We start from the raw sequence: 25,395 nt of genomic DNA, 5'->3' as shown, positions 1-25,395 counted from the left end.
CAGATGTCGGAACAATTAGTCAGAACAGAACTGCTTCTTGGAAAAGAAGGGGCAGACCGTCTTTTAAACAGCCGGGTAGCAGTATTTGGAGTGGGCGGAGTGGGTGGATTTGCTATTGAAGCACTTGCCAGAAGCGGCGTGGGTACCCTGGACATTATCGACAATGACCAGGTGTGTGAATCCAATCTAAACCGTCAGATTATCGCACTGCACAGTACTATCGGTATGAATAAAGTAGATGTGATGAAAGAGCGGATTGCGGATATTAATCCTGAAATCCGGGTGAATGTACATCGCTGCTTTTACCTGCCGGAAAATGCTGACAGCTTTGATTTTACCTTATATGACTATATCATAGATGCAATTGATACCGTAACCGGAAAAATACAGCTGGTAATGCAGGCGCAGGCGGCAGGCACGCCAATCATAAGCTGCATGGGTGCAGGCAACAAACTGGACCCGGCACGTTTTGAAGTAGCGGATATATATAAAACAAGTGTATGCCCCCTTGCAAAGGTGATGCGCAAGGAATTAAAGGCAAGAGGCGTTAAGTCTTTAAAAGTGGTGTATTCCAGAGAAGAAGCCAGTAAACCTGCGCAAACCATTGCAGAAGGCAATCGCAGGGCGATTCCTGGGAGTATTGCCTTCGTACCTTCAGTGGCAGGGTTGATCCTGGCAGGGGAAGTCGTAAAAGATCTGGTTAACCCCTCTAAGACAATTTCATCCAAGTGATAGAAGGATATAGATATGTTTGGTGAATGTCATGCCCATATGCTGATGAATGGGTATAATTATAAAGAAGCAGTAAATTGTCACAGCAAGTGCGTATGTAAGGAGCTTGTTCGCAGTTATTTTCAGGAATATGTAAGACGGGATGTAACGTTTATCCGGGACGGCGGAGATGCTCTGGGTGTGTCCCGCTACGCAAAAGAAATCTCCGGTGAATACGGGGTGGATTACCGGACTCCTGTTTTTGCGATTCATAAGAATGGATATTATGGCGGCATTGTAGGCAGGGGATTTGATACCATGACAGAATACCGGGGGCTGGTGCAGGAGGTAAAGGCATCAGGCGGGGATTTTATTAAAATAATGGTTTCCGGAATCGTGGATTTCAAGGAGTTCGGTGTGATTACCGGCTCCTGCCTGAAACGGCATGAAATACGGGAAATGATACATATTGCTCATGAAGAAGGCTTTGCAGTCATGGTACATGTAAATGGCAGACAGGCATTTCTGGATTCCGTAGAGTGCGGGGCGGACAGTGTGGAGCATGGGAATTTTATTGATGGGGAATGTATCGATGCCCTTTTGGAAAATAAATCCGTGTGGGTGCCTACCTTAGTAACCATTAGAAATCTACTGGAATGCAAAAGGTATGAAGATGTCACTGTAAAGAAAATCTATGATCTGTCAGCGCAAAATGTGAAGTCTGCATTTTTAAAGGGAGCTTTTCTGGCGCTTGGCAGTGACGCAGGTGCTTATATGGTATCTCATGGAGCCGGAATCTATGATGAGTATCAGGCGTTTAGAGAAATTCTGTCTGATTATGAGACACAGGAAGTAGATCGCCGGCTGTACACAGGAGAAAGTCAAATCAGAAATAGATTTCATTTTTAAAAAAGCAGTTTTCCGGATAATGGATCCGGAAAGCTGCTTTTTAAAAAGTAACCATACATAAAAAGTGAAAATTGAGAAATCCTATCAGTAAAGCTCTAATGCGGATTTTTCTCAATAAGGGGTATTGTATATTTATGTAAAATAGATTATGATACCTGTAGTTAGCAACGACTAACCCCAAAAATACAAATATGAGGAGGTTCACAATGAGTGTTGTAATAATTGGTGGAAATGAAAGAATGGTCTGTCAGTATAAAGAAATTTGTAAAGCCCATAATTTTAAAGCAAAGGTATTTGCAAAGATGGCAGCTGATTTAAAAAGCAAGATTGGAAAGCCGGATCTGATTATCCTCTTCACATCGACTGTTTCGCATAAGATGGTACATTGTGCCATACAGGAAGCAAACAGAAACAATATCGCTGTGGAGCGTTCTCATTCCAGCAGTGCCAGTGCATTGAAGGAAATATTAGGAGGGTTTACATGCCAGCAGAATTAATTCTTGACTATTTATCCAGCAGCAGTGCATGGGAGCAGCTTTGTTTTCAGGTGGTATTTCAATGTGCACCGGTTTTAAAGGGTGTTAAAGCATCTAATCTGATTACGCTTCCAAAAGGAATGTGGCTGCATCTTTTTAACATATTAAAGGATACTGACATTTCCTGTAAGATTTTATATACAGGAAGTAAAAACGAGGTAATCTTTCTATACCGCGAAGACAGGCTAAACTCAATTTTAGAAGATAAAAAAGCCTGGGATTTTGTACAAAGCTACGGATATGCAGATATGGGTATGCCGGAAATTTTAAAAAGACTGCGCAGCAGATATGAATTATTTATGCGCAGGACCGGGGATTTTCCGCATGAGCTTGGTATCTTCCTGCAATATCCCATTGAAGATGTAAAGGCATTTATTCAAAATGGCGGAAAGAACAGCTTATTGTCCGGTTATTGGAAAGTTTACCATAATCCAATGCAGGCAGCACAGGTATTTCGGACTTACGATGAGGTGCGGGATCATGCTGCAAGCGAATTTATGAAGCATAAAAGTATACGACAGGTGGTATGCTAGCACAGATACGTGTTTGGAAAATGCAGACAGAAAGAAGGAGAATATAATGAAGACAATTAAAGTGGTATATTGGAGCGGAACAGGCAATACACAGGCAATGGCGCAGGCGATTGCAGAAGGTGTTGAAAAGGGAGAAGCAAAAGCGGATCTTCTGGATGTGGATACAATTAAGGCAGATGATCTGAAGGATGACAGCATATTTGCAATGGGCTGCCCGGCAATGGGGGATGAAGTGCTGGAAGAAGGAAGCATGGAGCCTTTTATGGAAGAACTGGAGAGCAATTTGTCCGGTAAACAGGTTGCTCTCTTTGGTTCTTACGGATGGGGCGACGGCCAGTGGATGCGTGACTGGGAAGAACGTGTTACCGAAAAAGGCGGAAAGCTGGTTGAGGGCAAAGGGCTGATGTGCTGTGAAGAGCCGGATGACCAGGTATTAGAAGACTGCCGCAAGTTAGGTGAAAAGCTTGCAAAATTGTAATCAGGTTGAAAACTGGGCATATTTTTTTGGTGATATGCCCACTGCTTTTGTAAATGATTTTAAAAAATTACTGTAATCGTTAAAACCACATTGCTCACAAGCCTCACTGACGGTACAGCCGTCAGTCAGCAGAGCCTTGGCAATGGTGATCCGCTTCGCCGTAATATATTTATTTATGGTAGTTCCCGTTGCCGATTTAAAAATGCGGCAGATATAAGAAGGACTTAAAAAAAACTGCTCTGACAATTCATCAATTGTGAGAGGGTTTTTTATATTCTGGTTAATGTAGGTTAAAATCTGGTCTACCTGCTGATGATAGGTAGGCGTCTCGTCGGATAATTCTTTTCTCTGGTTCTTGTAAAATACCTTGTTCAAAAATACCATCAGTTCAATAAAAGCACAGCGTTCGGTCAGATCAGAGCCAAAACCATCTGTCTGGCAGATTTTATGGATAAAATATAAAAATCGTTTTTGTTCTTCTTCGTTCAGGCTGAGTTTATGATCCGTACCCGGATTGCGGCAGGAAAAACAATGATTTAAATCGGTCTGGTCAGAGGAGAGCCTTTTTAGAAAATCCGGATAAATGGAAAGGACAACCCGTTCGTGGACCTCAGAATCAATCTGGGTCAGATGATGGCTTTCGTATTGGTTAATGAAAAAAATATCTCCCGGCTGAATGGAGTAGAAACGGTTATCGATTAAAAACTGTTTGCCTCCGGAAACTGAGAAATAGATCTCATAACAGTTATGAATATGCATCTTCATCGGTTTTTCTTCGTTATATAGATGGGCTATGGAGAAATACTGCCTCTCCAGACAGGATTCAATGGCTGCTTTGCAGGAACTGTATTCTTTCATTTCAAAACCTCCCTTAAAATAGATTACCTCTTTTTCCTTACTATACAGGAAAAGTTCAAAATTTGCAATATTTAGATCAAAAAACAACAGGAAAGAGTAATAATGATATGTTATGATTGTTTCATAAGAGAAATTTATAATTCCGGTAAGGTAAAAAGAAAGGATAGTTGACATGGAACTTAGAACAGCAGCATCCCCAAGAGATGTAAAACATTATACAACAGACCGTTTAAGAGAGGAATTTTTAATTCAGGATTTATTTGTTCCCGGAAAAATGAAAATGGTATACAGCCATATTGACCGTATTATTACAGGAGCGGCAGTTCCCGTGCAACCGGTTATGCTCACAGCGGGAGAGGAATTAAGAGCCGATTATTTTTTACAGCGAAGAGAAATGGGTGTGATTAACATTGGAGCGCCGGGAAAGATAACGGTAGACGGCAAAGTATTTCATATCATGGAAAAAGAAGGAATGTATATCGGTATGGGTGCAAAGGATATCACTTTTGAGAGTGACGATGCAGACGTACCGGCTAAGTTTTATTTTAACAGTGCACCGGCACACACTGCATATCCCACAGTACATATTAAGCCTGAGGGAGAAGCCAGTGAAGGTGTTGTAATTGTAAAAAATGAAAATAAAGTGGAGCTGGGGTCTCTTGAAGAGGCAAACCACCGCACGATCTGTAAGTATATTCTGCCAGGGCAGGTAGAAAGCTGCCAGTTGGTAATGGGAATGACAAAACTGGAACCGGGCAGTGTGTGGAATACCATGCCCTGCCATACCCATGACAGACGTATGGAAGTGTATCTGTATTTTGATATGCCGGAAGATGCATTTGTAATGCATTACATGGGAGAGCCAACGGAGACAAGACATATCGTAATGCGCAGTGAAGAAGCAGTTATTTCTCCAAGCTGGTCCATTCATTCCGGATGTGGTTCCAGAGCCTATACCTTTATCTGGGGAATGGTTGGAGAAAATCAGGACTTTGATGATATGGACGGCGTGGCCAACAGAGATATCCGGTAACGTGGAGACCTGTTTCGTGCAGTATATTTAGCAGAGAACGTGGGAAGCGTTTCCCATTAGAATAGAGGAGAATCAAATGAATATTTTAAATACATTTTCATTAGAAGGTAAAGTGGCGCTGGTAACAGGAGCGGCATACGGAATCGGATTTGCAATGGCAGAGGCTTTTGCTCAGGCAGGGGCAAAAATTGCATTTAACTGCAGAGGACAGGAGCATATGGATAAAGCTCTTGCTGATTATAAAGAAAAAGGAATTGACGCACATGGCTATATCTGCGATGTTACAGATGAAAAGCAGGTACAGCAGATGGTAGCAGACATAGAAGAAGAACTGGGAACCGTTGATATTCTGGTGAATAACGCTGGCATCATTAAGCGGGTTCCAATGTGTGATATGAGTGTGGATGAATTCAGACAGGTTATCGATATTGACTTGAATGCACCATTTATTATGTCAAAAGCTGTGATCCCTGCTATGATCAAAAAAGGTCATGGAAAAATTATCAATATTTGTTCTATGATGAGTGAACTGGGGCGGGAAACTGTCTCTGCTTATGCAGCAGCAAAAGGCGGACTGAAGATGCTTACTAAAAATATTGCCTCTGAATACGGTGAATATAATATTCAGTGTAACGGCATAGGACCAGGTTATATTGCAACACCTCAGACCGCACCGCTTCGCGAACTTTCCGAAGACGGCAGCAGACATCCTTTTGACCAGTTTATTATTTCCAAGACACCTCAGGCACGTTGGGGAACCCCGGAAGACTTAATGGGACCGGCAGTATTTTTAGCATCGGATGCATCAAATTTTGTAAATGGGCATGTACTGTATGTTGACGGCGGAATTTTAGCATACATAGGAAAACAGCCGAAATAAGAATAGATAAGGAGTAAACTCAGATGAAAATAGCATTAATCAATGAAAACAGCCAGGCAGCAAAAAATGCCATGATTTGCGATACCTTAAAAAAAGTTACAGAGCCTATGGGACATGAAGTTTATAATTATGGGATGTACAGTGACAAGGATCCACATCAGCTGACATACGTGCAGAATGGTATTCTTGCAGCAGTTTTGTTAAATTCAGGAGCAGCAGATTATGTAATTACAGGCTGTGGAACGGGAGAAGGCGCAATGCTGGCATGCAATGCATTTCCAGGCGTACTTTGCGGACATATCGTGGATGTTTCCGATGCATATATGTTTGCACAGATCAATGACGGTAATGCCATTGCGCTGCCATTTGCAAAAGGTTTTGGCTGGGGGGCGGAATTAAATCTCCAGTATATTTTTGAAAAATTATTCGAAGGGGAAAGCGGACAGGGCTACCCAAGAGAGCGTGCGGTACCGGAACAGCGGAATAAAAAAATCCTGGACGAAGTTAAAAAGGTCACTCATACCGGTATGACAGACATTCTTAAGAATCTGGATCAGGAGTTAGTAAAAGGCGCTTTAAGCGGAGATAAATTCCAGGAATATTTCTTTGCAAACTGCAAGTGTGATAAAATCGCAGATTGTGTAAAGACAATTCTGGCATAACAAAAGGAGCAGCAATATGCTAAGTATTAAAGTATTGGACAGGGATGATAAAACAATAGCAGTCAGCCGGGGAGAAGAGGAAGTGAACCTGGTGTGCGCAAGAGAGTACAGGGAAGGCGACCGTATTATCCTGGAAGTGGATTGTGAACAGGGATATCTGTGGCTGCAGGTGGATGATGCTCTCGGCAAGTCCCTGGTGTACGTGACGGGAAATGTGGCATTCACTATTCCGTTCGGGGAAAAAAGAATCAGCTATTCACCAAAAGCATTTTACGGAACAAAGCACCTGATTACAGCCAGAACTGCAAAAGATTATGAGGTTAAAGCTTATCGCAATCTGGCATATAATATTAATGACCAGCATGGGGATACCAATTGTTATCCTCATGCCACGGCTAACGTGGAGACCAGAGGGGAGGCTGTTTTTGCAGCCAGAAACGCAATTGATGGAGTGACGGTAAACAGCAGTCATGGGGAATGGCCCTATGAGTCCTGGGGAATCAACAGACAGGATGATGCGGTTATGAGAATTGATTTTGGACGTACTGTAGAGGTTGATCAGGTGGTGCTTTACACCAGAGCGGACTTCCCCCATGATAACTGGTGGAAAAAAGCAGTCCTCACTTTCTCAGATGGAAGTACTCTGGAATTAGACATGAAAAAAAGCGCTTTGCCCCATATAAAAGCTTTCGAGAAAAAACAGATTAACTGGGTTGAAATCAGCCAGTTAATAAAATCAAAAGAGCCATCGCCATTTCCGGCGCTGACCCAGATGGAAGTATACGGTACAGACCTTCTATAATAGCCTGCCCGCATAAGCAGAAGGCGTCTTGCCGGTCTCATTTTTGAAAACCCGGCTGAAATACCTGGCGTCCTCATAGCCTGCGGCGGCAGCTATGGATTTAATATCTGCATCGATGTCTTTTTTTAAAAGCTGCTTTGCATGTTCCATGCGAAGATTAGTCATATACTGCAGCGGCGAAATGCCGCTGTTTTTTTTGTATATACGGTTAATATAAGAAGAAGTATAGCCAAAGCGTTCGGACAGGTCATTTAGTGAAATCTTACAGTTGAAATTATCTTCAATATATTTTTTCAGATTCTCATAAAGGGAGTCTGCATTCATCCCCGGGGTATGTTGCCGGATGATTTCCATTAGCGATGAAGAGACGTCTGCACAGAGAGCCTCCGGGTCTTTGTATGTATAGAACCTGCATAGTATCTGTGACATATAATTCCGGCATATATTTTCTTCTACGTGAAATAAGGATGGAAGCGCATGATAAATTTCATACAAAAAGGAATCTGTGTATGCAGCAGGAGCGTGAAGTTTGTGGTATTCAAAAATGCCGTCTTTTGTATATTTTAAAAGCTGTGTCGAAGTGCTAATCTGATGCAGGTATGCACTTAAATTCTTTTGCAGGTTCTGTACCTGCGAAAAATCCGGCAGCGTATCACTGATGCAGCAGTAGCCCCTGGAAAAAGAGGGAACTGTAGTTTCATAGAAATGGCGGATCAGCTTTGCCGTATTCCAGATCTCGCTGCATGGAATCAGGGTAGGGCATACTTCTATGTGAAACGGAACATCAGATACAGCAGAAGCCATATAGCGGTAAAGAGCCAGGGCAAAGTGTTCTGGTGTAAAGGAAGCATTTGTTGTATAAATAATGACGAATTTCTGGAGGCTGTAAGTTTCATCGATCAGCCAGGCATGCTCCAGCTTCTGCCTGCCTTTTAAAAATCCAGGGATATCAAAATCTTCCCAAAGGATCTGGTAATCCCGGCTGATCTGAGGTGAAGTAAACTGGGAAGGCTTGCTGCCAAGACTGATTAGTGCCAGTATAAAACGGCCTTCATGAAAATAATAAGGCCAGCAGGCACTTTCTTCATCACCCTTTAAGGTCATTGAAAGAATATTGCGTTCTTTAGAGTGTCTTTCCAGCTGTATTTTTTGAGCCAGGCGGGTCAGAAGCTCTTTTAAGTCTTCCTGTGACACCGGTTTTAATATGTAATCCTCCACATTGTATTTTATTGCCGTTCTGGCATATTCAAAATTGCTGTAACCACTTAAAATCACAATATGGATTCCGGGATAGCGCTCCCGCACCTGGCAGATTAATTCCAGACCGTTAATTCCCGGCATTTCAATATCAGTAATTAAAATATCCGGCTGTGACACTGCCAGTAGTGCCAATGTTTCATTTCCGCTTTGTGCCTTGCCGATTACAGAAACAGATTCAGAAGAATTTTCCACTTTTTTGACTATATTATTCAGAATGATCGGTTCATCTTCCGTTACAATTACGGTTATTGTCGCATTCGTACTCATTTATATTCCCTCCTATTTTAATGAAAGCTCCCTGGTCTGTATTTTTGATCTCAAATACAAACAGATTGCTGTAAAACAGCTTTAGCCGCAGATATATATTGGCGATACCCATCCCGTTTATTGTCAGTTCGGGATAATTTTCTTCTTTGTTCAGGCTTTCGATTTTCTGATTTACCTGGTTGATTGCCTCATCCGTAAATCCGTTCCCGTTATCCCTGATTTCGGTATACCAGTAATTTTCTTCCAGCCAGGAATGAATCTCTATCTGCAGTGTTTTTCCGTCCTCTCTGGAATATTTTACACTGTTTTCTACCAATGGCTGAATAATCAGGCGGGGGATAGGCAGAAAGCAGAGCCCCGGTTCAATGTGATAATCAAAGGAAATTTTGTCACCAAACCGGATAGACATCAGGTCAGTGTAATTGCGCGTATGTTTTAATTCCTGTTCAAAGGTCGTGTTTTTGGAATAATCTTCGGTTATATAACGCAGCATCTGAGTTAGCTTGATACACATATCAGCGACCTGCATATCATCGTGCTCTTCCGCCATAATGGAGATAATAGTCAGGGAGTTGTATAGAAAATGTGAATCCATCTGTGCCTGCAGTGCCATAATCTGAGCGTGGACAGATAAAGTCTTGGATTTTACAATATCGTCCAGGGATTCTTTTAAACGGACCTGCATCCGGTTATATGCATCGCTTAACAGTTCCAGTTCATTTAAGTTGCTGTCGGGCACATAAGCGGATTCTTCTGAAATGGAGTCCAGTTCCAGATGGGAGATGCTGTCTTTTAAGCGTATGATGGGTCTGGTAATACTCTGGGCTACCCGGTAAGATATTGTCGTCAGCAGTAAAAGTGACACGGCTGCAATCAGGATACCAATGTTACGGTAAAAATGCTGATTGGTGAGGATATAAGAATCGGGAGTAATCAAAAGTGTAGTGAATCCCGTGAAATCAGAAGTATGCGTAGTAACAATCTCACGTTCTTTCGTATTTGGATTTATAAAGCTGGTTTCATTTTTGAAATCCAGTGAAATATAATGGTTAAGCAGCTTCTGATCCAGGTCATAGGGATAGATTAACTTTTTGTTTTTATCAAATATCAGAACTGTTTCCGCATGACGGTTAAAAGAATAAATGGTGTCAGAAATTACCCGGTCCAGTGTATAGTAATTAATCTGTATTTCTATGACGGCCTTTGGGATAGTCAATGCATAACGTCCAAAGCAGCGGAGCATGGAAATGGTGTGGACATCCTTGTCAATCTTATAAATGGTACCGCTGTCGGTAGGCATTATATTTTTTGCCCCATTTAAGTCAATGGTAGGCTGTATTAAATCTTGTTTTATGCTGGAAGTAAGTTCATAAGGCTGATAGTCATAACGCTGGCCAAATGTAATCAGATGATTATCTTCCAGATTCAGGATATTCATGTGGAAAAATTCAAAATCATAACCGCATATTGTGTAAATGGTATTCTGAAATGCCCGGTCAAATGCCAGTTTGCGCCGGGCAGCATTTTCAAAAACATATTCCCGCACTACATCAGATTCCAGCATCTTCTTTTGGAGGACATTTATATTGTCAAAAGTCTGCTCAATCTGATGGGATATAATTTTTGTACTTTGCCTGGAGGTTGCCGTATAGTTTTTCACAAAAGTATTGTAAGAAACAAAATAATACAGAAAGCTGGTAAATAGAGTCAGTAATAAAATAATTGACCCATAGGATAAAAAAATCTTGGTTTTAATAGAAGAAAATAAGTTGGCCTTCATAAGGGTGTCCTCACTGTGTAAATTGTATAGTAAATATGTAAATATAATCTGCTCTTTGTTAATATAACACATAGAGACAAGGATGGAAAGAGAGAAAACGGTACTGATGGGTGGACAATCCGGACATATTATTGACTTTTTTTAAAATACGCTTATAATTACAACTAAATATTCTTTTATTGTATAAGGAGGGAAAACAGATGCAGACAAAGGTAACCCGGGAAGAAGCACTGGAATTATTAAAAAAATATAATCAGGAACCATTTCATATGGTTCACGCGCTCACGGTAGAAGGAGTAATGAGATGGTATGCCAAAGAACTGGGGTATGGAGACGAGGCAGATTTTTGGGGAATGGCAGGTTTGCTGCATGATATTGATTTTGAAAAATATCCGGAAGAACATTGTATAAAAGCACCGGATTTATTAAAGGAGATTGAGGCAGAGGAAGAGCTGATTCATGCAATTTGCAGCCATGGTTATGGAATTGTGGTGGATGTAAAACCAGTACATGAGATGGAAAAGGTACTGTTTGCTGCCGATGAACTGACAGGACTGATTGGTGCGGCAGCGCGCATGCGTCCGTCTAAGAGTGTTATGGATATGGAAGTATCCAGCCTGAAAAAGAAATTTAAGGATAAGAAATTTGCTGCAGGCTGTTCCAGGGATATTATTAGAACAGGAGCAGAACAGCTGGGCTGGGATCTGGATAAGTTATTTGAAATGACAATTCTGGCAATGCGTAATTGTGAAAAAGAAGTTTGTGAAGAAATAAAATAAATTTCTTTCCTGGTTGCCCCGGCAGCGGGGCTTTATTGGAACATCAGATGCAAACTTTACGGATTTTGCAGTAAAATGCACCAGGATTTATATGCTTGGAATTTTTACAGCCGGTTTTCAGGTCGTTTCCACCAGTTATTTTCAATCCACCGGGCAGCCCATGAAGGCGTCTCTGTATTGTCCATGCTGCGGCAGTTAATTCTCCTGATCCCGTTTATCCTGATTATGCCTCTGTTTTTAGGATTGGATGGCATATTAATTGCAGGCCCGATGGCGGATATTATTTCCGCATTGATCGTTGCTGTATTTGCAGTTCATGAGTTGAAAAAGCTGTCAAAGAGCTGCGCAACTAACCCCGCAATTTAATAAATCTGTTACTCAAAAATTTTAGCATGAAGCGGAATCCAGATATATCATCGTTTTTTCAACATTAAAACTTGGCTGCAAATGCTCTACATATACACCTACAATCGCTCTTTTTTGATTCAGATTCAGCCAGTCATATTTAAAAAGTCCCTGACTGCCGGACATTTTCAGCGTACCGTCCAGATAGACATCCAGGTCCTGATACTGCATCCGTATTCTGACTTTTGTGAAATATAGAGGAGCCTGTACATGGATATACATTCCTGATTCTAAAAAACTCATTACCTCTCCAGGATAGCTCTCTGTTTCTGTTTCAACCGTTATTTTATGTCCGCTTTTTACCGTGGAGTAATTACTGCGGGGAGTATTTCCGATGTGATATGCAACCCGGATACAGATTACAATGCCCATAAAGTTATAGATACTCCATACCAGATTAACGACGAAAGGAATAAGCGTTATATACCCCAGGTGGAGAAATAGACCTCCTGTAATCCAGGAAAACAGGGTAATTGCCGCAATTACCATATGAGGCAGGATTACCTGTGCCTGAAAATGGGAACGGTCATCTCTCATTTCTTTGGGTGTAACGGCAAAGTTTAAACTTGCACTGAAGAATTCCCGTAAAACAGAGAGACACATGTGTGGTGCCATTGCTATTTCATAATAATGAGCCCACTTCAGACTTCTGGTATTGGATATCATAGCGTAGAAAGACGTCATCTGACCAATAAAAAACGGCAGGAAGAAAGTCAGGATTCCTGCAAGGTCCGCCTGCATTGCCAGTTTGGTCGTCAGAAGAAACCATATCGGGCAAAAGGTAAAGATCAATTTGGAGAATCCGGTATACCAGTAAATGTCTCCACCCAGATAAGCCAGCTTCTGCCAGTTGCTCAGACCCTTCATGCGCAGAGGGTGGTATTCTCTGGAAGTCTGGATATTTCCCCTGCACCACCGGTCTCTCTGGATCACAAGATCAGTATAAGTGGAGGCTGTGAGTCCCAGTACCAGCACCTCATTAATAAAGACAGACTGGTAACCGGCAGCCTGTAAAAGCATGCCTACAGCCATATCTTCAGTGATCGTATTAGTGGGATACATACCAATGTCCATAATACTATCCCTTCGAAAAACAGCATTTGTGCCTACGTGGAGGACTGCACCTACGGCAGCACGTGACTCCTGGATTTCACGCATAAAAAAATCCTGTTCATTGGGAATTTCTCTTCCCAGATTACGCTGATACATGTCTTTGTTGTAATAGACTTGTGGTGTCTGTACAAAAGCTGTTTCGGCATCGGAAAAATAACCTACCGTATGTTTCAGAAAGTTTTTAGAGCAAATCATATCCGCATCCAGGACCGCAAATAATTCTCCGGAAGAGTGCAGAAGAGCATTATTCAGGTTTCCTGCTTTAGCGCCTTCATTGGATCCCCGGGTCATATAGTTGACGCCGCAGCGGGCAGCCAGTCTTTTCATATACCTGCGCTGTCCGTCATCGCAGATGTAGATATTAAGATTATCCCTGGGATAGTCCAGATTAAGGGCTGCTAAAACCGTAGTTTCCACCAGATCTTCCCCTTCATTGTAAGTACAGATAAAGATATCAACTGTGGGGATATGGCCGCCAAAGTCGTCAAGTGACTTTTTCTTAAGTTTATATTTCCTGCTTAATAGCAGCTGGGATATGAGAAACTGGGCAATTCCCAGAAGCTCCCCGCCAAGCAGCAGCACTCCTAAACACAATTCCATAATACTTGCAGTTGGAATTACGGTCACTCTCCAGATAATATAGATAAAAGTAATCATAAAATTCCACCAAACCAATATTCTGGAGCTGCATCTGTTTCGTTTAACTAGATAGGAAATTAGAAAAGAGCCGCCAACGGCAGCAAGGAAATATAAGAATCCCATTTATGAATACACCTCGTTTGGTTTTATTGATTTATTGCAGTCATTTACCTTATAGTATTACTTGGATTTTGGGAAAGTATGCAGACCTTTTTACACGATCCCAATGTATCACTATATTTTATGTACAAATGGTACAGACTTATGGTAAAATATTCCCCATAAGACCATGAACATTCATAACAGGAAATGGGGAGGTTAAGTGAAGATCTTACACAAAGCGGTAAAATGGTTTGGATCACAGGGGATTGCCAAGAAAATTCTCATTGTTCTTTTGGTAGTTTCCATTATTCCAATTTTATGTATACAGTTCATTTCTTACAAAATCAGTACGTCTACCATTAAGGCGCAGACGGGTGAACTTATACTGGCAAATCTGGAACAGTCGGCAAACAGTGTGGAAAATTTTCTGGAAACTTATGATAAGTTAATTATGAATATTTATACGGACAGTGATTATGTTACCTATCTTAAACCCATTAATACATGGGATTCCGGAGAATTTTATGCTGCAAAGCATGAGCTGGTAAACCGTCTGCAGAATATTTCATATGTAAATCCGGATATTTTGGGAATTGCGATTGTTGGATTATATGGGGATACCGTGTTTTATGACAGCGTAACGGCTTCCGGAAATGAGAACTTCTGTTTCGAAGGAGATAAAATGAGGTATAGTCCGCTGTTTCAGGAATCCATGGAGGAAAAGCACACGATTTATTCGAAAAGCTATCATAAAATGGATTCGGAATATGGGGAAAAGAACTATCTGTATATTGCCCATCAGCTTACGGATTTTAACAGTTATGGAGAAGGACCGATTGGAAGTATCATTATCTGCGTGGATGAGGCAGCTTTCGGAGAGGTGTATGCCCAGGGAAATCATACGGAGTCAAATGTTACTTTTGTAGTGAATAAAAACGGCGATATTATTTCTTATCCGGAAAAGGCTTATGTGGGAGCTAATATTTTTGAGGATGAAAAGGATGAGGACAATATCGGTCAGGCGTCAAAAGAGTATATTCAGAAAATTAAATATGAATCCAAAAAGAAACTGGAAGTCAATTTTAAAAGTATCCGGGACGGTGAATTCTATATTGTCAATGTGCAGGATTTGAATTACACCTTATCCAATGTGTGGTATATATCCGTTTTGATTATTTTAATCGGACTTTTGGTAGGAATTCTGTGTATGCTGATAGCCATTTCCTTTTCGGATATGACGGATAAATCAGTAAAAAAAATACTCCATGGGATGAATAAGGCATATAAAGGGGATTATGATGTCCGGATAGAGATGGAGGGAAATGATGAATTTGCCCAGATCTCCGAGCATTTTAATCACATGATCCAGAAAATCAAGAAATCCAATGCGATGGAGAAGGAAGCGATTGTCCGGGAAAAGAATGCGGAGATAAAATCACTGGAGGCACAGATCAATCCGCATTTCTTATATAACACGCTGGATACCATCAATTGGATGGCGATTGCCCACGAAGAGTTTACCATCAGCCGTATGCTTACAAGTCTTGCAGTGATACTGCGTTACAGCGTCCATAAGAGCAATGAGATCGTGGAACTGAGCAATGAGCTGGAATATCTGAAGAAATATGTTTATTTACAGCAGCAGCGTTTTGATTATTCTTTTCAGTGCATTCTTCATGTGGAAGAAGAAGTTCTGAATTGTAAAATACATAAGCTTTTAATACAGCCGCTGATTGAAAATACGATAGTTCATGGATTCCCGGGCAACACGGGATTTGATGAGATCAATCTTAGGATTCACAGGATTGATGATACGAATATAGAAATTGTAGTAGAAGACAATGGAAAAGGCATGGAACCGGAACTTGCAGAATTCTTTAATCACTTTGATTATCGCAAAGAGAGGATTGAATCCAGCATAGGAGTCCGTAATGTAATTACCAGAGTGAAACTCTATTATGGAGAATCGGGACATTTTCATGTTGTTTCCAGTGAAAACGGCACATCGGTAACGATTACAATTCCATATGAGTAGGGAGGATGAGAGTATGCGTATTATAGTTGTGGAAGATGAACCTAATACAAGAGAAGGTTTAATCGGGATTATCAATCGGTATACGGAGCATGAAATAATCTATACGGCGGTAAATGGGAAGGAGGGTTTGGAAAATATCAGATCTCTGAAACCGGATCTGGTCGTAACGGATATCCGGATGCCGGTTATGGACGGGCTTACGATGCTTCAGACACTTCATGATGAAGGAGAGGAGTTTCAGTCATTACTTCTGACCGGCTATTCAGAGTTTGAGTATGCACGGAAAGCCCTGAAATTAAATGTGACAGAATATATTTTAAAACCGCTTGATATTGAAGAATTTTTAAAAATACTGAAAAGAGTAGAAAATAAAATAGAAAAAACGAAGATAGAACGGGTTTCAACCAGCCAGCTTTTATGGAGTTATCTGACCGGCACAGAGGATGAAAAACACAAAATTCTGCCGGTAATAGAAGAGTCTTTACAGGTAAATAAAAAAGTGCAGATTTCTCTTTTTCTGGTGAAAGGAAGCAGTGTGGCAAGAGAAAGTACTACAGAAATGATGGAAGAGACTAATTCTGTGCTGGATGCCATGTGTATGGAAAATTACTATGTGATATTTTTGTCCCAGGATGTAGGATTTCTTGTCATAGTACTGGATACCGAGCGAAACCGCAGTTTAAAACGGATTTTTCAAATGCGGGTACTGGAGAAAATAGGGAAAATATCGGAATGTTTTTGCAGTTATACCACCATATATGGTGTGACCGGGCTGGATGAGAAGGTTCAGGATTTAAAGGAATTGATGCGCCATGCGTTTTCCTTTCCTTCCGGTACAATTTTGGATGAAGAACTGCTGGCAGGATTTCAATATGAAAATATAGAATATCCGGATTCTCTGGAACGTGCCGTGTGCAGGGAGGTGCGCAGTGGTAAAGCAGAGCGCATACAGGAACTGGGCGAACAGTTTAAGAAAGGCGTGATCCAAAGCAAGGGGCACCCGGAATGTATCAGGGAGTTTACGGTTCGGTTTACCGCAGGTCTGCTTCGGGTTGTGAATGAGCTGAAGGAGAATCTGGAAAAAGACAATGGGATTCAGTATATTGTAGGAAATATGGCTAAAAGTAATTCCAGGGAAGAGCTGGAACATCAGTTTGACAAAGTTATGAAGACACTGTCTTTAAATGAAGATGACTTGTCCGGGCCTACGGAAAACGGAATGATTCTGAATGTGATAACATTTATCCGTGAAAATTATGCCAGGGATATCACCTTATCGGAAACGGCGGCGATGTGCGGTGTAACCCCGGAGTATTTAAGTAAGATATTCTACCGGGAAATGAATGTGAATTTTGTGGCATTTTTACAGAACTTCCGTATCAGTATGGCGAAAAGGCTGTTAAGCCTTGGAAAATGTAAGATAGGAGAGGTGTCAGAAGCGGTGGGCTTTCATGATCAGAAATATTTTGTGAAAGTATTTAAGAAAATTTGTGGTGTTACGCCTTCCGATTATAAAAAGGAGATGAACAGCCAATGAAGCTAAGATGGCTATTGGGCGGTGCGGCGGCATGTGTCCTCGTTATGCTGGTTATTACTTATATTGGGTTTTCTTCCAAAAATAATAAAGGGGTAAAAGGGGAAGAGGGCACAGAGCAGATTATCCGGATTCTGGCACCTGACGAAGGCAGTGTTCATAAACAGGCGCTGGAAGAAACAGCACAGAACTATTCCCGGATCAGAGGGAATAAGCAAGTGGAAATCCAGTTCATTTCCCAGGAAAATTATCAGAAAGAAATCTGTATGAGAACGGATGAGGGAACCAATACAGACCTGATCATCTGTGAAAATACAATGATGCCTTCTTTAATTGATATGGGCATATTAGAGGATCTGACTTCTTATGTGGAAGGTAATGTAAAATTAAGATACCAGCAGAATCTCTGGACCAATGCCATCAGCGACGGGAAATACTATGGGGTACCATTTACGAATGATCCCTATGTATTGTTTTACAATAAAGACCTGATGAAAAAAGAGAGTCAGGCAGTGCCAAAAACCTGGGATGAGTTATTAAACGTATGTGATCATATCAAAGGGCTTGGAAACTATGGATTTGGATTTGCGGCAAAGCAGCCGGAGGAAGTGACATCATTTTTCATGCAGGTGTTATACTCCTGTGGCGGCTCCCTTCGGGAAGTTAATGGAAGTGCAGGGAATCAGGTGTTTCAGTTTCTGCTGCAGCTAAAAAACAGAAAACAGATTTCACCGGATACCATAAACTGGAGTCAGTCAGATCTGGCACACGAATTTGCAAAAGGGCATATCGCAATGATGGCAGGAAATGCCAGCATGGCTTCCGTACTGAGAACAAGCCGCCTGGGATTCGAAGTGGGGGTTGCCGGGATGCCCTCGGGGAAAAAGGAAGCGTATTTACTTCATGGGAAGAATATCGGAATTACAAAATCTGCCGATGTAGAAGAAGCAAAAAAATTTCTGGACTATATCAGGGAGCTGGATGTTGCCAATTTTCTTACGAAAGAAATGGATTCCGTTCCGGTTCTGGTTGAAGGGGTATATGAACAGAAAAAAATAGGTCCTGGCAAAGAACTTGTATCGGATTATATGAAAAATGGAGTCACAAAAGGCGCATATGATTCCTGGTTTGACATATCCGCAGCCGTGGCAAATGGGATTTATGAAATATTGCATGAACGGAATGTAAGTGTACAGGAAATTGGTGACGCCATGCAGGATAAAGTTCGTGTAGCTATTATTGATAAATAGGATAATTTACAAATGATAATATGCAAAAATGTTGTGAAAGTGTATAAAGAAAAATGCCTTCACAACATTTTTTTGACAAAAAATGAGCAAAAAAGTATAGACGAAGATTAAAAATGTACCCCTTTTTCAAAAATGTGGAATTTTCAAAACGAAATTGGGATGATAATATATAGACAGCTTAAGAAAAGCAATGGGACATGAAAAAGTAAAAAAAAGGAGCGATGAAGTATGAAAAGAAAAAAATTGGTGAGCGTTATGATGGCATCCGCAATGGTATTAGGATTGACAGCCTGCGGTGGTTCAGGTGGTGGAACGGATTCCACGACAGCAGGTACTTCCAAGGAGACGAAAGCTGAGACAGCAGCAGGTTCTGAAACAGCTGCAGGCGATGAGACTAAGGCAGCCGGTGACACAGCTGCAAGCGGAGATGCTAAGACAATTACCTTTACTTTCCGGGATGACGGACAAGGTGAGAAAAGTGCTCTTTGGCAGTGGATTCAGGATGGATATGACAGCTGGGATAAAAAAGATTCCGTGAAACTAAATATTTCTCCGATTGTCGCAAGCGAAGGCGATTATTTCGCTAAAATAGCATTACAGCTTCAGGATCCAAGTACTTGTCCGGATTTAGTTTGTGAAGATACTTTCCAGCTTCCAAATGACGTAAGTGCAGGTTATCTTACTGATTTATCAGATTATGCAAAAGATTATGCGGAATGGAACGATGGTACATACTATGAATCCATGAAGAATGGTGTTTCTAAGGATGGCAAACCATATGGTATTCCATATTGTACAGATACAAGAGGACTTTGGTATAATAAAGATATCTTCAAACAAGCAGGACTGCCGGAAGATTGGGCACCAAAGTCCTGGCAGGATGTTTTAGATGCATGCAAGACAATCAAAGAGAAAGTGCCGGATGTTGTTCCTTTCTGGTGTAACTCAGGTGTAGCTACCGGTGAAGCAACTTCCATGCAGACATATGAAATGCTCCTTTATGGAACAGGCGAAAGATTAATCGATGACAGCGGAAAATGGATCGTAAAGAGCCAGGGTATGTTAGACTCCCTTAACTTCTTAAATGACATTTACTCAAACGGATACGGCCCATCCTTATCGAAAGTATTAAATGGGCAGGCTTCCAATACCTCCGCAAGAGAATACCTGCCGCAGGGTAAACTGGCAATCTCCTTGGATGGAAGCTGGATCACAGGAAACTGGGAAGATACAGGCGCTTCACCATGGCCGGAAGCAAAAGACGTAATGGGATTTGCTCCAATGCCAACCAGCACAGGTCAGGAACCGGGAACAATTACCTTAGCAGGCGGCTGGGCATTATCCATTCCTGAAAATTCAGATGCAAAAGATATTACCTTTGAATTTATCAAACATTTAATGGATCCGTCTATTTATACAAAAGCAGTTATCGCACAGGGTAACATTGCAACCAGAACTGATGTAGCAAAAGATGCAGATTATTCTGCAAAACCATTTAAACAGATCTCAACAGATTTCCTTGCTACAGCTGAATTCAGACCTCAGAACGATCAGTACTCCACCGTTTCCACAAGTATCCAGTCCATGGTAGAAGCAGTAGTATCCGGCACGAGCCCGGAAGATGCAATTGCACAGTATGGAACAGAAGTAAAGCGTGCTGTTGGGGATGACAATACTGTTGAAAAATAGTAATTAAATGCAACGGGCGGGGTTAATCAGAATAGATTGAAACCCGCCCGGTCTTATTGAAAGGTGAAAGAGACGCTCATTTCACGAAGAAAGAAAAGGGGGCTGTGCTGATGGCTAGACCAAATAGAAAGGCAATGGTAATGGATGAAGCCAAGAAATCCATTTTGTTATTGCCGGCAATTGTACTGTTAATCGCGTTCTTTATTATTCCGATTGTATTAACTGTTTATTACTCTTTTACAAATTTAGCACTTAGTGGTTCAAATGCGGCGAATTTTCAAATAGTGGGACTGGAAAATTACATAAAAATGCTTACAGATCCAAATACCTTAATCGCCATTAAAAATACTTTGATTTTCTTAGTTGGAAGTTTAATTGGGCAGTCCGTATTAGGATTTACGATTGCCTATTTGATGAAAAATAAAGCAAAGACCTTTCGTAGTATCGTAGGTCCCTGCATCCTGGCAGGCTGGGTTATGCCTGAGATTGTTGTAGCATTATGCTGTTCCTCTTTCTTCCAGGAATCCGGTACACTCAACATGATTATGGGTGCAATACAGATTGAGCCCATCGCCTGGCTGTACCAGCATCCAATGGCTGCCGTTGTAGCTGCAAACATATGGCATGGAACTGCATTCTCTATGATGAACTTTCAGTCTGCACTGGATAATGTATCCGGAGATATCGAAGAGGCTGCAAAAGTGGACGGAGCAAACCGCAGGCAGACACTGCTTCGGATTATCGTACCCTGTATCAAAGATACCATTGCAACCAATACCATGTTAAATACCTTATCAACACTGGGCGTATTTGGATTGATCTACATTATGACTGGCGGAGGACCGGGTAATTCAACCAGTACACTTCCAATCTATATGTACAGACAGGCATTTACCAGCGGACAGATGGGTGCCGGAACAGCAATTGGTATGTTAATCTTAGTAGTTGGTATTGTCTGCAGTATCATCTATGCAAGAATATTGAAATCAGACGATTAAGGAGGGAAATTATATGCATGAAAAAACAACAAAGGGAATCCATTATGCAATCCTGAGCTGTATTGCATTGGTATTCATACTTCCACTTCTCTGGGTTGTTATCGCCTCCTTAGATACGAACGCAAGTGAGGCAATTAAGGCACCTACGCAGTGGACATTAGAGAATTACAAATCAGTACTTTCGAACAAAACGAATTTAAAAGGTTTTGGTATCGGGCTTTTCATCTCCTTTATCCAGGCAACCATCGTAGTAATTGTATCCGGGCTTGGCGCTTATGCTCTTTCAAGATACCGCTTAAGTTACCGCAAAGGGTTCATGTACGTGATCCTTTTTATGACCGCACTTCCGATGACGGCAGTTATTGTTCCTGTATACAAAATGTTTTTATCAATAGGCTTGCTAGATAGCATCTGGGGTGTTATTCTATTCCTGAGTGCTTCATCACTGCCCTATGGAATCTGGCTGATGAAAAATTTTATGGATGGCGTTCCGGTAGAGCTGGAAGAAGCCGCATGGGTAGATGGAGCAACTACCTGGCAGTCAATTCGAAAAGTAGTGGCGCCGCTTATGTTCCCGGGAATTTGTGTTGTATTTATATATACGTTCTCAGGAAGCTGGGGGAACTTCTTTATTCCCTATATCTTATTGAGTACACCTGCTAAGCAGCCTGCATCAATTCTCTTATATCAGTTCTTTGGAAATAATGGAATGGTTCAGTACGGACAGCTTGCAGCATACTCCGCAGTATATGCTTTACCCTCAATTTTACTTTATATCCTGTCTCAAAAATATATGTCAAAAGGATTTACTATGGCAGGGGCAGCAAAAGGATGATATTATACATGTGCCATACATCAGAGCCTGCTTGAAGTAGACTCTGATAAGGCACGTGATGTAGTTATAATAATGCAGATATCTTAATATCTGCCATAAAGAGGAGGTAACTCATGGTTTTAATTAAGGAAAGGATAGGAAAACTGATCGAAGACTTACATGAATTAATCTATCCGGAATCAGTTAATATCCAGAATTACAAAATGATTCAGACCACGGAACGTTTTACTGACATTATAGGTTTGGACACCAGTGCATGGCAGGAATTTTCCAGGGAACAGATTTGGGGCGGACACCGGGAGTATTACTGGTTTGAGACAACCGTAACGATACCCGATAGCTTGCATGGCAAGTGTGTAGTTTATGAACTAATCACCGGAAAAGAGAGCGAGTGGGATGCAACGAATCCACAGTTCTCTGTTTATGTGAATGGAGAAATGAAGCAGGGAATGGATGTGAACCACAGGGAAACGGTTCTGACAGAACATGCTGCTGCAGGCGAAAGCTATCGTATCGTCTTATCTGCATTTACGGGGGATCAGAATTTCAGCCTGAAGCTGGATTCAAAGTTAAAAACATTAGACCGGAAGACAGAAAAATATTTTTATGATATTTCTGTGCCGTTAAATGTTGCAAGGCTGCTAAACTCGGATGACAAAGCATACATAACAATTATTACAAGGTTAAACGAGTCTTTGAATCTGCTTGACTTAAGAAAAGAATATTCCAAAGAATATTACGATTCACTGGAAAAAGCACAGGAATACATTACAAAAGAATTCTATGAAAAAGAGTGTGGAAGCAGTGATGCAGTTGTTTATTGTATAGGCCATACCCATATTGATGTGGCATGGCTCTGGTCACTGGCAGTGACAGAAGATAAGGCGGTCAGAAGTTTTTCAACGGTACTGGATCTGATGAAACAGTATCCGGAATACATTTTTATGTCCAGCCAGCCCCAGCTTTATAAATATGTAAAAAAGAATGCCCCAGAGGTATATGAACAGATCAAAGAAAGAGTAAAAGAAGGCAGATGGGAACCGGAAGGCGGCATGTTTGTAGAGGCGGATTGTAATATTGCATCCGGCGAGGCACTGGTCCGTCAGTTTATGTATGGACAGAAGTTCTTCCAGGAAGAGTTTGGAGCAGATAATTCAATTCTCTGGCTTCCGGATGTATTCGGATATTCGGCAGCGCTGCCCCAGATTATGAGAAAATGCGGGCTGCCATATTTTATGACAACGAAGATCAGCTGGAATGAATTTAACAAAATGCCCTATGATACCTTCGAATGGGAAGGAATTGACGGCAGCAGGGTTTTGACTCATTTTGTATCAACCAGGGATTATAAAAAAGGCGCAGTGGAAGGCGGATTCGAAACGGAGCATTTTACCACCTATAACGGAGATATTAATCCGTCCCAGATCAAAGGCGGATGGGCACGTTACAGCCAGAAATATCTAAACGAAGAAATCTTAAATTCCTTCGGCTATGGTGATGGCGGCGGCGGTCCTACTGCAAAAATGCTGGAAAACCATAGAAGATTAGAAAAAGGAATACCGGGTTGTCCGAAAACAGTTATGAGTACAGCCAAGAATTACTTTGAAGTTCTGGAAAAGAATGTGAAGGATCATAAATATCTGCCATCCTGGGTTGGGGAATTATACCTGGAATACCATAGGGGAACTTATACTTCCATGGCACGTAATAAGAAATATAACCGAAAAGCAGAATTCGCATATGAAAATGCAGAACTATACGGAATGATGGATCAGGATCTGACAGGAAATGCCTATCCTGACCATAAGCTTCACGAAGCATGGGAAGTAATCTTACGAAATCAGTTCCATGATATTCTTCCTGGATCCTCCATCAAAGAAGTATATGATGATTCTAAGGCAGAATACGAAAGTATATTTGCCATAAACAAAGATCTGGTAACCAATGCATTAAAAAATATTACAGACAAAGTGCAAGCTCCAAAGCATTCCATTGTAGTATATAATCCCAACAGTATGACAGCAGATGAGATCGTCAGCTTTCCGAGTCCGCAGGGGATGACAAATGCTGTCGTATACGACAGAGAGCGTCTGATTCCATCCCAGACAGCACATACCGGAGAAATTATTTTTAAGGCAGACGGTGTTCCGTCAAAAGGTTACAAGACATTTTATCTGAAAGAAGAAGAGTCAGAGGAAAGCGGCACAATGCAGGTTACTTCCACACATCTGGAAAATGACTTCTTTGCTATTACATTAAATGAAAAAGGACAGTTTGCATCCATTTATGACAAAAAAGCAAAGCGCGAAGTGCTGCAGCCGGGAAAAGCAGCCAATGTGATCATGACTTACGAAGACAGGCCTCATAATTACGATGCCTGGGATGTAAATAATTACTATGTTGAAAAATCCTGGGAAGTAGATCAGGTAGAAAAAATAGAAATCACAGAAAACGGACCGGTAAGGGCTTGTATTAAGGTACAAAGAAAATACCTGGATTCCACAATTACCCAGTCTATCTGCATCTATCAGGATATTCCAAGGATTGACATCAAAAATGAAATCGACTGGAAGGAACACCAGATTTTCATGAAGACTTTATTCCCGGTAGATGTTCATACCAGCGAAGCTACATTTGATATCCAGTATGGTAATGTGAAACGCCAGACACACTATAACACATCCTGGGATTATGCTAAATTTGAAGTCTGTGTACACAAATGGCTGGATGTATCCGAAGACAATTATGGTGTTAGTATGCTCAATGACTGTAAATACGGCTGCAGTGTACATGATGGTGTAATTGGAATGTCAATGCTGAAATCTGCATGTTATCCAAATCCGGAAGCGGACAAGGAGTTCCATGAATTTACTTACTCCTTCTATCCTCACGAAGGCGACTGGAGAAGCGCAGGCACCGTAAAACAGGCTTACCAGCTCAATAATCCTCTTACAGCAGTAGTAAAAGAGAATGAAGGCGGAGAATTAAAAGATATCTACTCACATGTATCTTCCGATCAGGATAACGTTGTTGTAGAGGTTGTGAAAAAAGCAGAAGAGGGAGACGCTCTAATTGTGCGTCTGTACGAATGCTTCAACCGCAGAACCCACGCATCCCTGACCTTTGCAAAAGATATTGTATCCGCATGGGAATGTAATATGATGGAAGTGAATGAAGTGGAAACAGCTGTTGTTGGCAATAAAATAGAATTTGATATGAAACCTTATGAAATCAAGACATTTAAAGTTATTTTCTGACATGATCTAGCTTTACAGGGAACAGGTTAAGGACGCTTAGTGAAATCTGT

The 25,395-nt window shown here is 41.3% G+C and carries 21 protein-coding genes and 1 pseudogene; 18 read left to right on the top strand and 4 right to left on the bottom strand.

The features are described 5' to 3' along the window. Positions 1 to 3: 3 nt before the first annotated feature. From RHS_RS09065 to RHS_RS09045, 5 genes are all read left to right on the top strand, one after another. Positions 4 to 732 (top strand): ThiF family adenylyltransferase, encoded by a 729-nt coding sequence (locus tag RHS_RS09065; RefSeq protein WP_027296857.1) that lies wholly within the window; start codon positions 4 to 6, stop codon positions 730 to 732. A gap of 15 nt (positions 733 to 747) precedes the next feature. Further along, on the top strand, positions 748 to 1,620 hold the full coding sequence (locus RHS_RS09060; protein ID WP_047832988.1) for an amidohydrolase family protein: 873 nt from the start codon (positions 748 to 750) through the stop codon (positions 1,618 to 1,620). A gap of 206 nt (positions 1,621 to 1,826) precedes the next feature. Next, the gene (locus tag RHS_RS09055; protein WP_027296859.1) at positions 1,827 to 2,117 is read left to right on the top strand and encodes a DUF2325 domain-containing protein; all 291 of its coding nucleotides are present in this window, start codon (positions 1,827 to 1,829) and stop codon (positions 2,115 to 2,117) included. Beyond that, positions 2,102 to 2,689, top strand: coding sequence for a DUF3793 family protein (locus RHS_RS09050; RefSeq protein WP_044296641.1), 588 nt, complete (start codon positions 2,102 to 2,104; stop codon positions 2,687 to 2,689). The genes RHS_RS09055 and RHS_RS09050 overlap by 16 nt, the downstream gene beginning before the upstream one ends. A 46-nt stretch (positions 2,690 to 2,735) precedes the next feature. Then, positions 2,736 to 3,167, top strand: a complete 432-nt coding sequence (locus RHS_RS09045) for a flavodoxin (protein WP_027296861.1) — start codon at positions 2,736 to 2,738, stop codon at positions 3,165 to 3,167. Here the strand turns inward: RHS_RS09045 and RHS_RS09040 are convergent, their stop codons facing one another. After that, positions 3,168 to 4,025, bottom strand: a complete 858-nt coding sequence (locus RHS_RS09040) for an AraC family transcriptional regulator (RefSeq protein ID WP_027296862.1) — start codon at positions 4,023 to 4,025, stop codon at positions 3,168 to 3,170. Positions 4,026 to 4,197: 172 nt separating this feature from the next. On the opposite strand from RHS_RS09040, the gene kduI reads away from it, so the two are divergent. The 4 genes from kduI to RHS_RS09020 all read left to right on the top strand — a co-directional run bounded on the left by kduI (position 4,198) and on the right by RHS_RS09020 (position 7,402). Continuing rightward, the gene (kduI, locus tag RHS_RS09035) at positions 4,198 to 5,058 is read left to right on the top strand and encodes a 5-dehydro-4-deoxy-D-glucuronate isomerase (RefSeq protein ID WP_047832987.1); all 861 of its coding nucleotides are present in this window, start codon (positions 4,198 to 4,200) and stop codon (positions 5,056 to 5,058) included. A 76-nt stretch (positions 5,059 to 5,134) separates the two neighbouring features. Beyond that, entirely contained in the window at positions 5,135 to 5,938 is an 804-nt protein-coding gene (locus RHS_RS09030; protein WP_047832986.1) for a gluconate 5-dehydrogenase, read from the top strand. Positions 5,939 to 5,961: 23 nt separating this feature from the next. Next, complete coding sequence (locus tag RHS_RS09025) at positions 5,962 to 6,600, top strand: RpiB/LacA/LacB family sugar-phosphate isomerase (RefSeq protein ID WP_027296865.1); 639 nt, start codon at positions 5,962 to 5,964, stop codon at positions 6,598 to 6,600. A 16-nt stretch (positions 6,601 to 6,616) separates the two neighbouring features. Further along, positions 6,617 to 7,402 (top strand): carbohydrate-binding protein, encoded by a 786-nt coding sequence (locus RHS_RS09020; RefSeq protein ID WP_027296866.1) that lies wholly within the window; start codon positions 6,617 to 6,619, stop codon positions 7,400 to 7,402. Here the strand turns inward: RHS_RS09020 and RHS_RS09015 are convergent. Together RHS_RS09015 and RHS_RS09010 are read right to left on the bottom strand one after the other, a co-directional pair. Further along, entirely contained in the window at positions 7,397 to 8,929 is a 1,533-nt protein-coding gene (locus RHS_RS09015; RefSeq protein ID WP_044296639.1) for a response regulator, read from the bottom strand. The genes RHS_RS09020 and RHS_RS09015 overlap by 6 nt on opposite strands. Then, on the bottom strand, positions 8,886 to 10,709 hold the full coding sequence (locus RHS_RS09010; RefSeq protein ID WP_044296638.1) for a sensor histidine kinase: 1,824 nt from the start codon (positions 10,707 to 10,709) through the stop codon (positions 8,886 to 8,888). The genes RHS_RS09015 and RHS_RS09010 overlap by 44 nt, the downstream gene beginning before the upstream one ends. Positions 10,710 to 10,909: 200 nt before the next feature. Between RHS_RS09010 and RHS_RS09005 the strand changes: the two genes are divergently transcribed. Beyond that, positions 10,910 to 11,488 carry an HD domain-containing protein gene (locus RHS_RS09005; protein WP_044296637.1) on the top strand — a complete coding sequence of 193 codons (579 nt, stop codon included), beginning with the start codon at positions 10,910 to 10,912 and terminating at the stop codon, positions 11,486 to 11,488. A 37-nt stretch (positions 11,489 to 11,525) separates the two neighbouring features. Then, a pseudogene (locus RHS_RS09000) lies at positions 11,526 to 11,854 on the top strand (MATE family efflux transporter); the annotation flags it as partial. A 21-nt stretch (positions 11,855 to 11,875) separates the two neighbouring features. Here the strand turns inward: RHS_RS09000 and RHS_RS08995 are convergent. After that, positions 11,876 to 13,663: a glycosyltransferase gene (locus RHS_RS08995; protein WP_395021872.1), complete on the bottom strand. Its 1,788-nt coding sequence runs from the start codon at positions 13,661 to 13,663 to the stop codon at positions 11,876 to 11,878. Positions 13,664 to 13,967: 304 nt separating this feature from the next. Between RHS_RS08995 and RHS_RS08990 the strand changes: the two genes are divergently transcribed. The 7 genes from RHS_RS08990 (at position 13,968) to RHS_RS08960 (ending at position 25,345) form a co-directional block, all read left to right on the top strand. Continuing rightward, complete coding sequence (locus tag RHS_RS08990; protein WP_027296871.1) at positions 13,968 to 15,782, top strand: sensor histidine kinase; 1,815 nt, start codon at positions 13,968 to 13,970, stop codon at positions 15,780 to 15,782. A gap of 13 nt (positions 15,783 to 15,795) precedes the next feature. After that, on the top strand, positions 15,796 to 17,319 hold the full coding sequence (locus RHS_RS08985; protein ID WP_047832984.1) for a response regulator: 1,524 nt from the start codon (positions 15,796 to 15,798) through the stop codon (positions 17,317 to 17,319). Then, the gene (locus tag RHS_RS08980) at positions 17,316 to 18,566 is read left to right on the top strand and encodes an ABC transporter substrate-binding protein (protein WP_047832983.1); all 1,251 of its coding nucleotides are present in this window, start codon (positions 17,316 to 17,318) and stop codon (positions 18,564 to 18,566) included. The genes RHS_RS08985 and RHS_RS08980 overlap by 4 nt, the downstream gene beginning before the upstream one ends. Before the next feature lie 228 nt (positions 18,567 to 18,794). Continuing rightward, positions 18,795 to 20,255 carry an extracellular solute-binding protein gene (locus RHS_RS08975; RefSeq protein WP_047832982.1) on the top strand — a complete coding sequence of 487 codons (1,461 nt, stop codon included), beginning with the start codon at positions 18,795 to 18,797 and terminating at the stop codon, positions 20,253 to 20,255. Between the two features lie 110 nt (positions 20,256 to 20,365). Next, positions 20,366 to 21,253 (top strand): carbohydrate ABC transporter permease, encoded by an 888-nt coding sequence (locus tag RHS_RS08970; protein ID WP_027296875.1) that lies wholly within the window; start codon positions 20,366 to 20,368, stop codon positions 21,251 to 21,253. Positions 21,254 to 21,266: 13 nt separating this feature from the next. Further along, positions 21,267 to 22,088 carry a carbohydrate ABC transporter permease gene (locus RHS_RS08965; RefSeq protein WP_027296876.1) on the top strand — a complete coding sequence of 274 codons (822 nt, stop codon included), beginning with the start codon at positions 21,267 to 21,269 and terminating at the stop codon, positions 22,086 to 22,088. Positions 22,089 to 22,201: 113 nt separating this feature from the next. Beyond that, positions 22,202 to 25,345 (top strand): glycoside hydrolase family 38 C-terminal domain-containing protein, encoded by a 3,144-nt coding sequence (locus RHS_RS08960; protein WP_047832981.1) that lies wholly within the window; start codon positions 22,202 to 22,204, stop codon positions 25,343 to 25,345. The last annotated feature ends 50 nt before the right edge of the window (positions 25,346 to 25,395 follow it).

It is taken from the genome of Robinsoniella sp. RHS (assembly GCF_001029355.1).
Classification (GTDB): Bacteria; Bacillota; Clostridia; order Lachnospirales; family Lachnospiraceae; genus Robinsoniella; species Robinsoniella peoriensis.
This window is presented reverse-complemented; position numbering and strand designations above follow the sequence as displayed.

Excerpts from the sequence above, each read along its gene's own strand:
- RHS_RS08995 (WP_395021872.1), bottom strand. The coding sequence starts at position 13,663 with ATGATTACTTTTATCTATATTATCTGGAGAGTGACCGTAATTCCAACT.
- RHS_RS09010 (WP_044296638.1), bottom strand. The coding sequence starts at position 10,709 with ATGAAGGCCAACTTATTTTCTTCTATTAAAACCAAGATTTTTTTATCC.
- RHS_RS09020 (WP_027296866.1), top strand. The coding sequence starts at position 6,617 with ATGCTAAGTATTAAAGTATTGGACAGGGATGATAAAACAATAGCAGTC.
- RHS_RS09050 (WP_044296641.1), top strand. The coding sequence starts at position 2,102 with ATGCCAGCAGAATTAATTCTTGACTATTTATCCAGCAGCAGTGCATGG.
- RHS_RS09005 (WP_044296637.1), top strand. The coding sequence starts at position 10,910 with ATGCAGACAAAGGTAACCCGGGAAGAAGCACTGGAATTATTAAAAAAA.
- RHS_RS09030 (WP_047832986.1), top strand. The coding sequence starts at position 5,135 with ATGAATATTTTAAATACATTTTCATTAGAAGGTAAAGTGGCGCTGGTA.
- RHS_RS09060 (WP_047832988.1), top strand. The coding sequence starts at position 748 with ATGTTTGGTGAATGTCATGCCCATATGCTGATGAATGGGTATAATTAT.
- RHS_RS09025 (WP_027296865.1), top strand. The coding sequence starts at position 5,962 with ATGAAAATAGCATTAATCAATGAAAACAGCCAGGCAGCAAAAAATGCC.
- RHS_RS08985 (WP_047832984.1), top strand. The coding sequence starts at position 15,796 with ATGCGTATTATAGTTGTGGAAGATGAACCTAATACAAGAGAAGGTTTA.
- RHS_RS08965 (WP_027296876.1), top strand. The coding sequence starts at position 21,267 with ATGCATGAAAAAACAACAAAGGGAATCCATTATGCAATCCTGAGCTGT.
- RHS_RS09040 (WP_027296862.1), bottom strand. The coding sequence starts at position 4,025 with ATGAAAGAATACAGTTCCTGCAAAGCAGCCATTGAATCCTGTCTGGAG.
- RHS_RS08975 (WP_047832982.1), top strand. The coding sequence starts at position 18,795 with ATGAAAAGAAAAAAATTGGTGAGCGTTATGATGGCATCCGCAATGGTA.
- RHS_RS09045 (WP_027296861.1), top strand. The coding sequence starts at position 2,736 with ATGAAGACAATTAAAGTGGTATATTGGAGCGGAACAGGCAATACACAG.
- RHS_RS08980 (WP_047832983.1), top strand. The coding sequence starts at position 17,316 with ATGAAGCTAAGATGGCTATTGGGCGGTGCGGCGGCATGTGTCCTCGTT.
- RHS_RS08960 (WP_047832981.1), top strand. The coding sequence starts at position 22,202 with ATGGTTTTAATTAAGGAAAGGATAGGAAAACTGATCGAAGACTTACAT.
- RHS_RS09065 (WP_027296857.1), top strand. The coding sequence starts at position 4 with ATGTCGGAACAATTAGTCAGAACAGAACTGCTTCTTGGAAAAGAAGGG.
- RHS_RS09055 (WP_027296859.1), top strand. The coding sequence starts at position 1,827 with ATGAGTGTTGTAATAATTGGTGGAAATGAAAGAATGGTCTGTCAGTAT.
- RHS_RS09015 (WP_044296639.1), bottom strand. The coding sequence starts at position 8,929 with ATGAGTACGAATGCGACAATAACCGTAATTGTAACGGAAGATGAACCG.
- RHS_RS08970 (WP_027296875.1), top strand. The coding sequence starts at position 20,366 with ATGGCTAGACCAAATAGAAAGGCAATGGTAATGGATGAAGCCAAGAAA.
- kduI (WP_047832987.1), top strand. The coding sequence starts at position 4,198 with ATGGAACTTAGAACAGCAGCATCCCCAAGAGATGTAAAACATTATACA.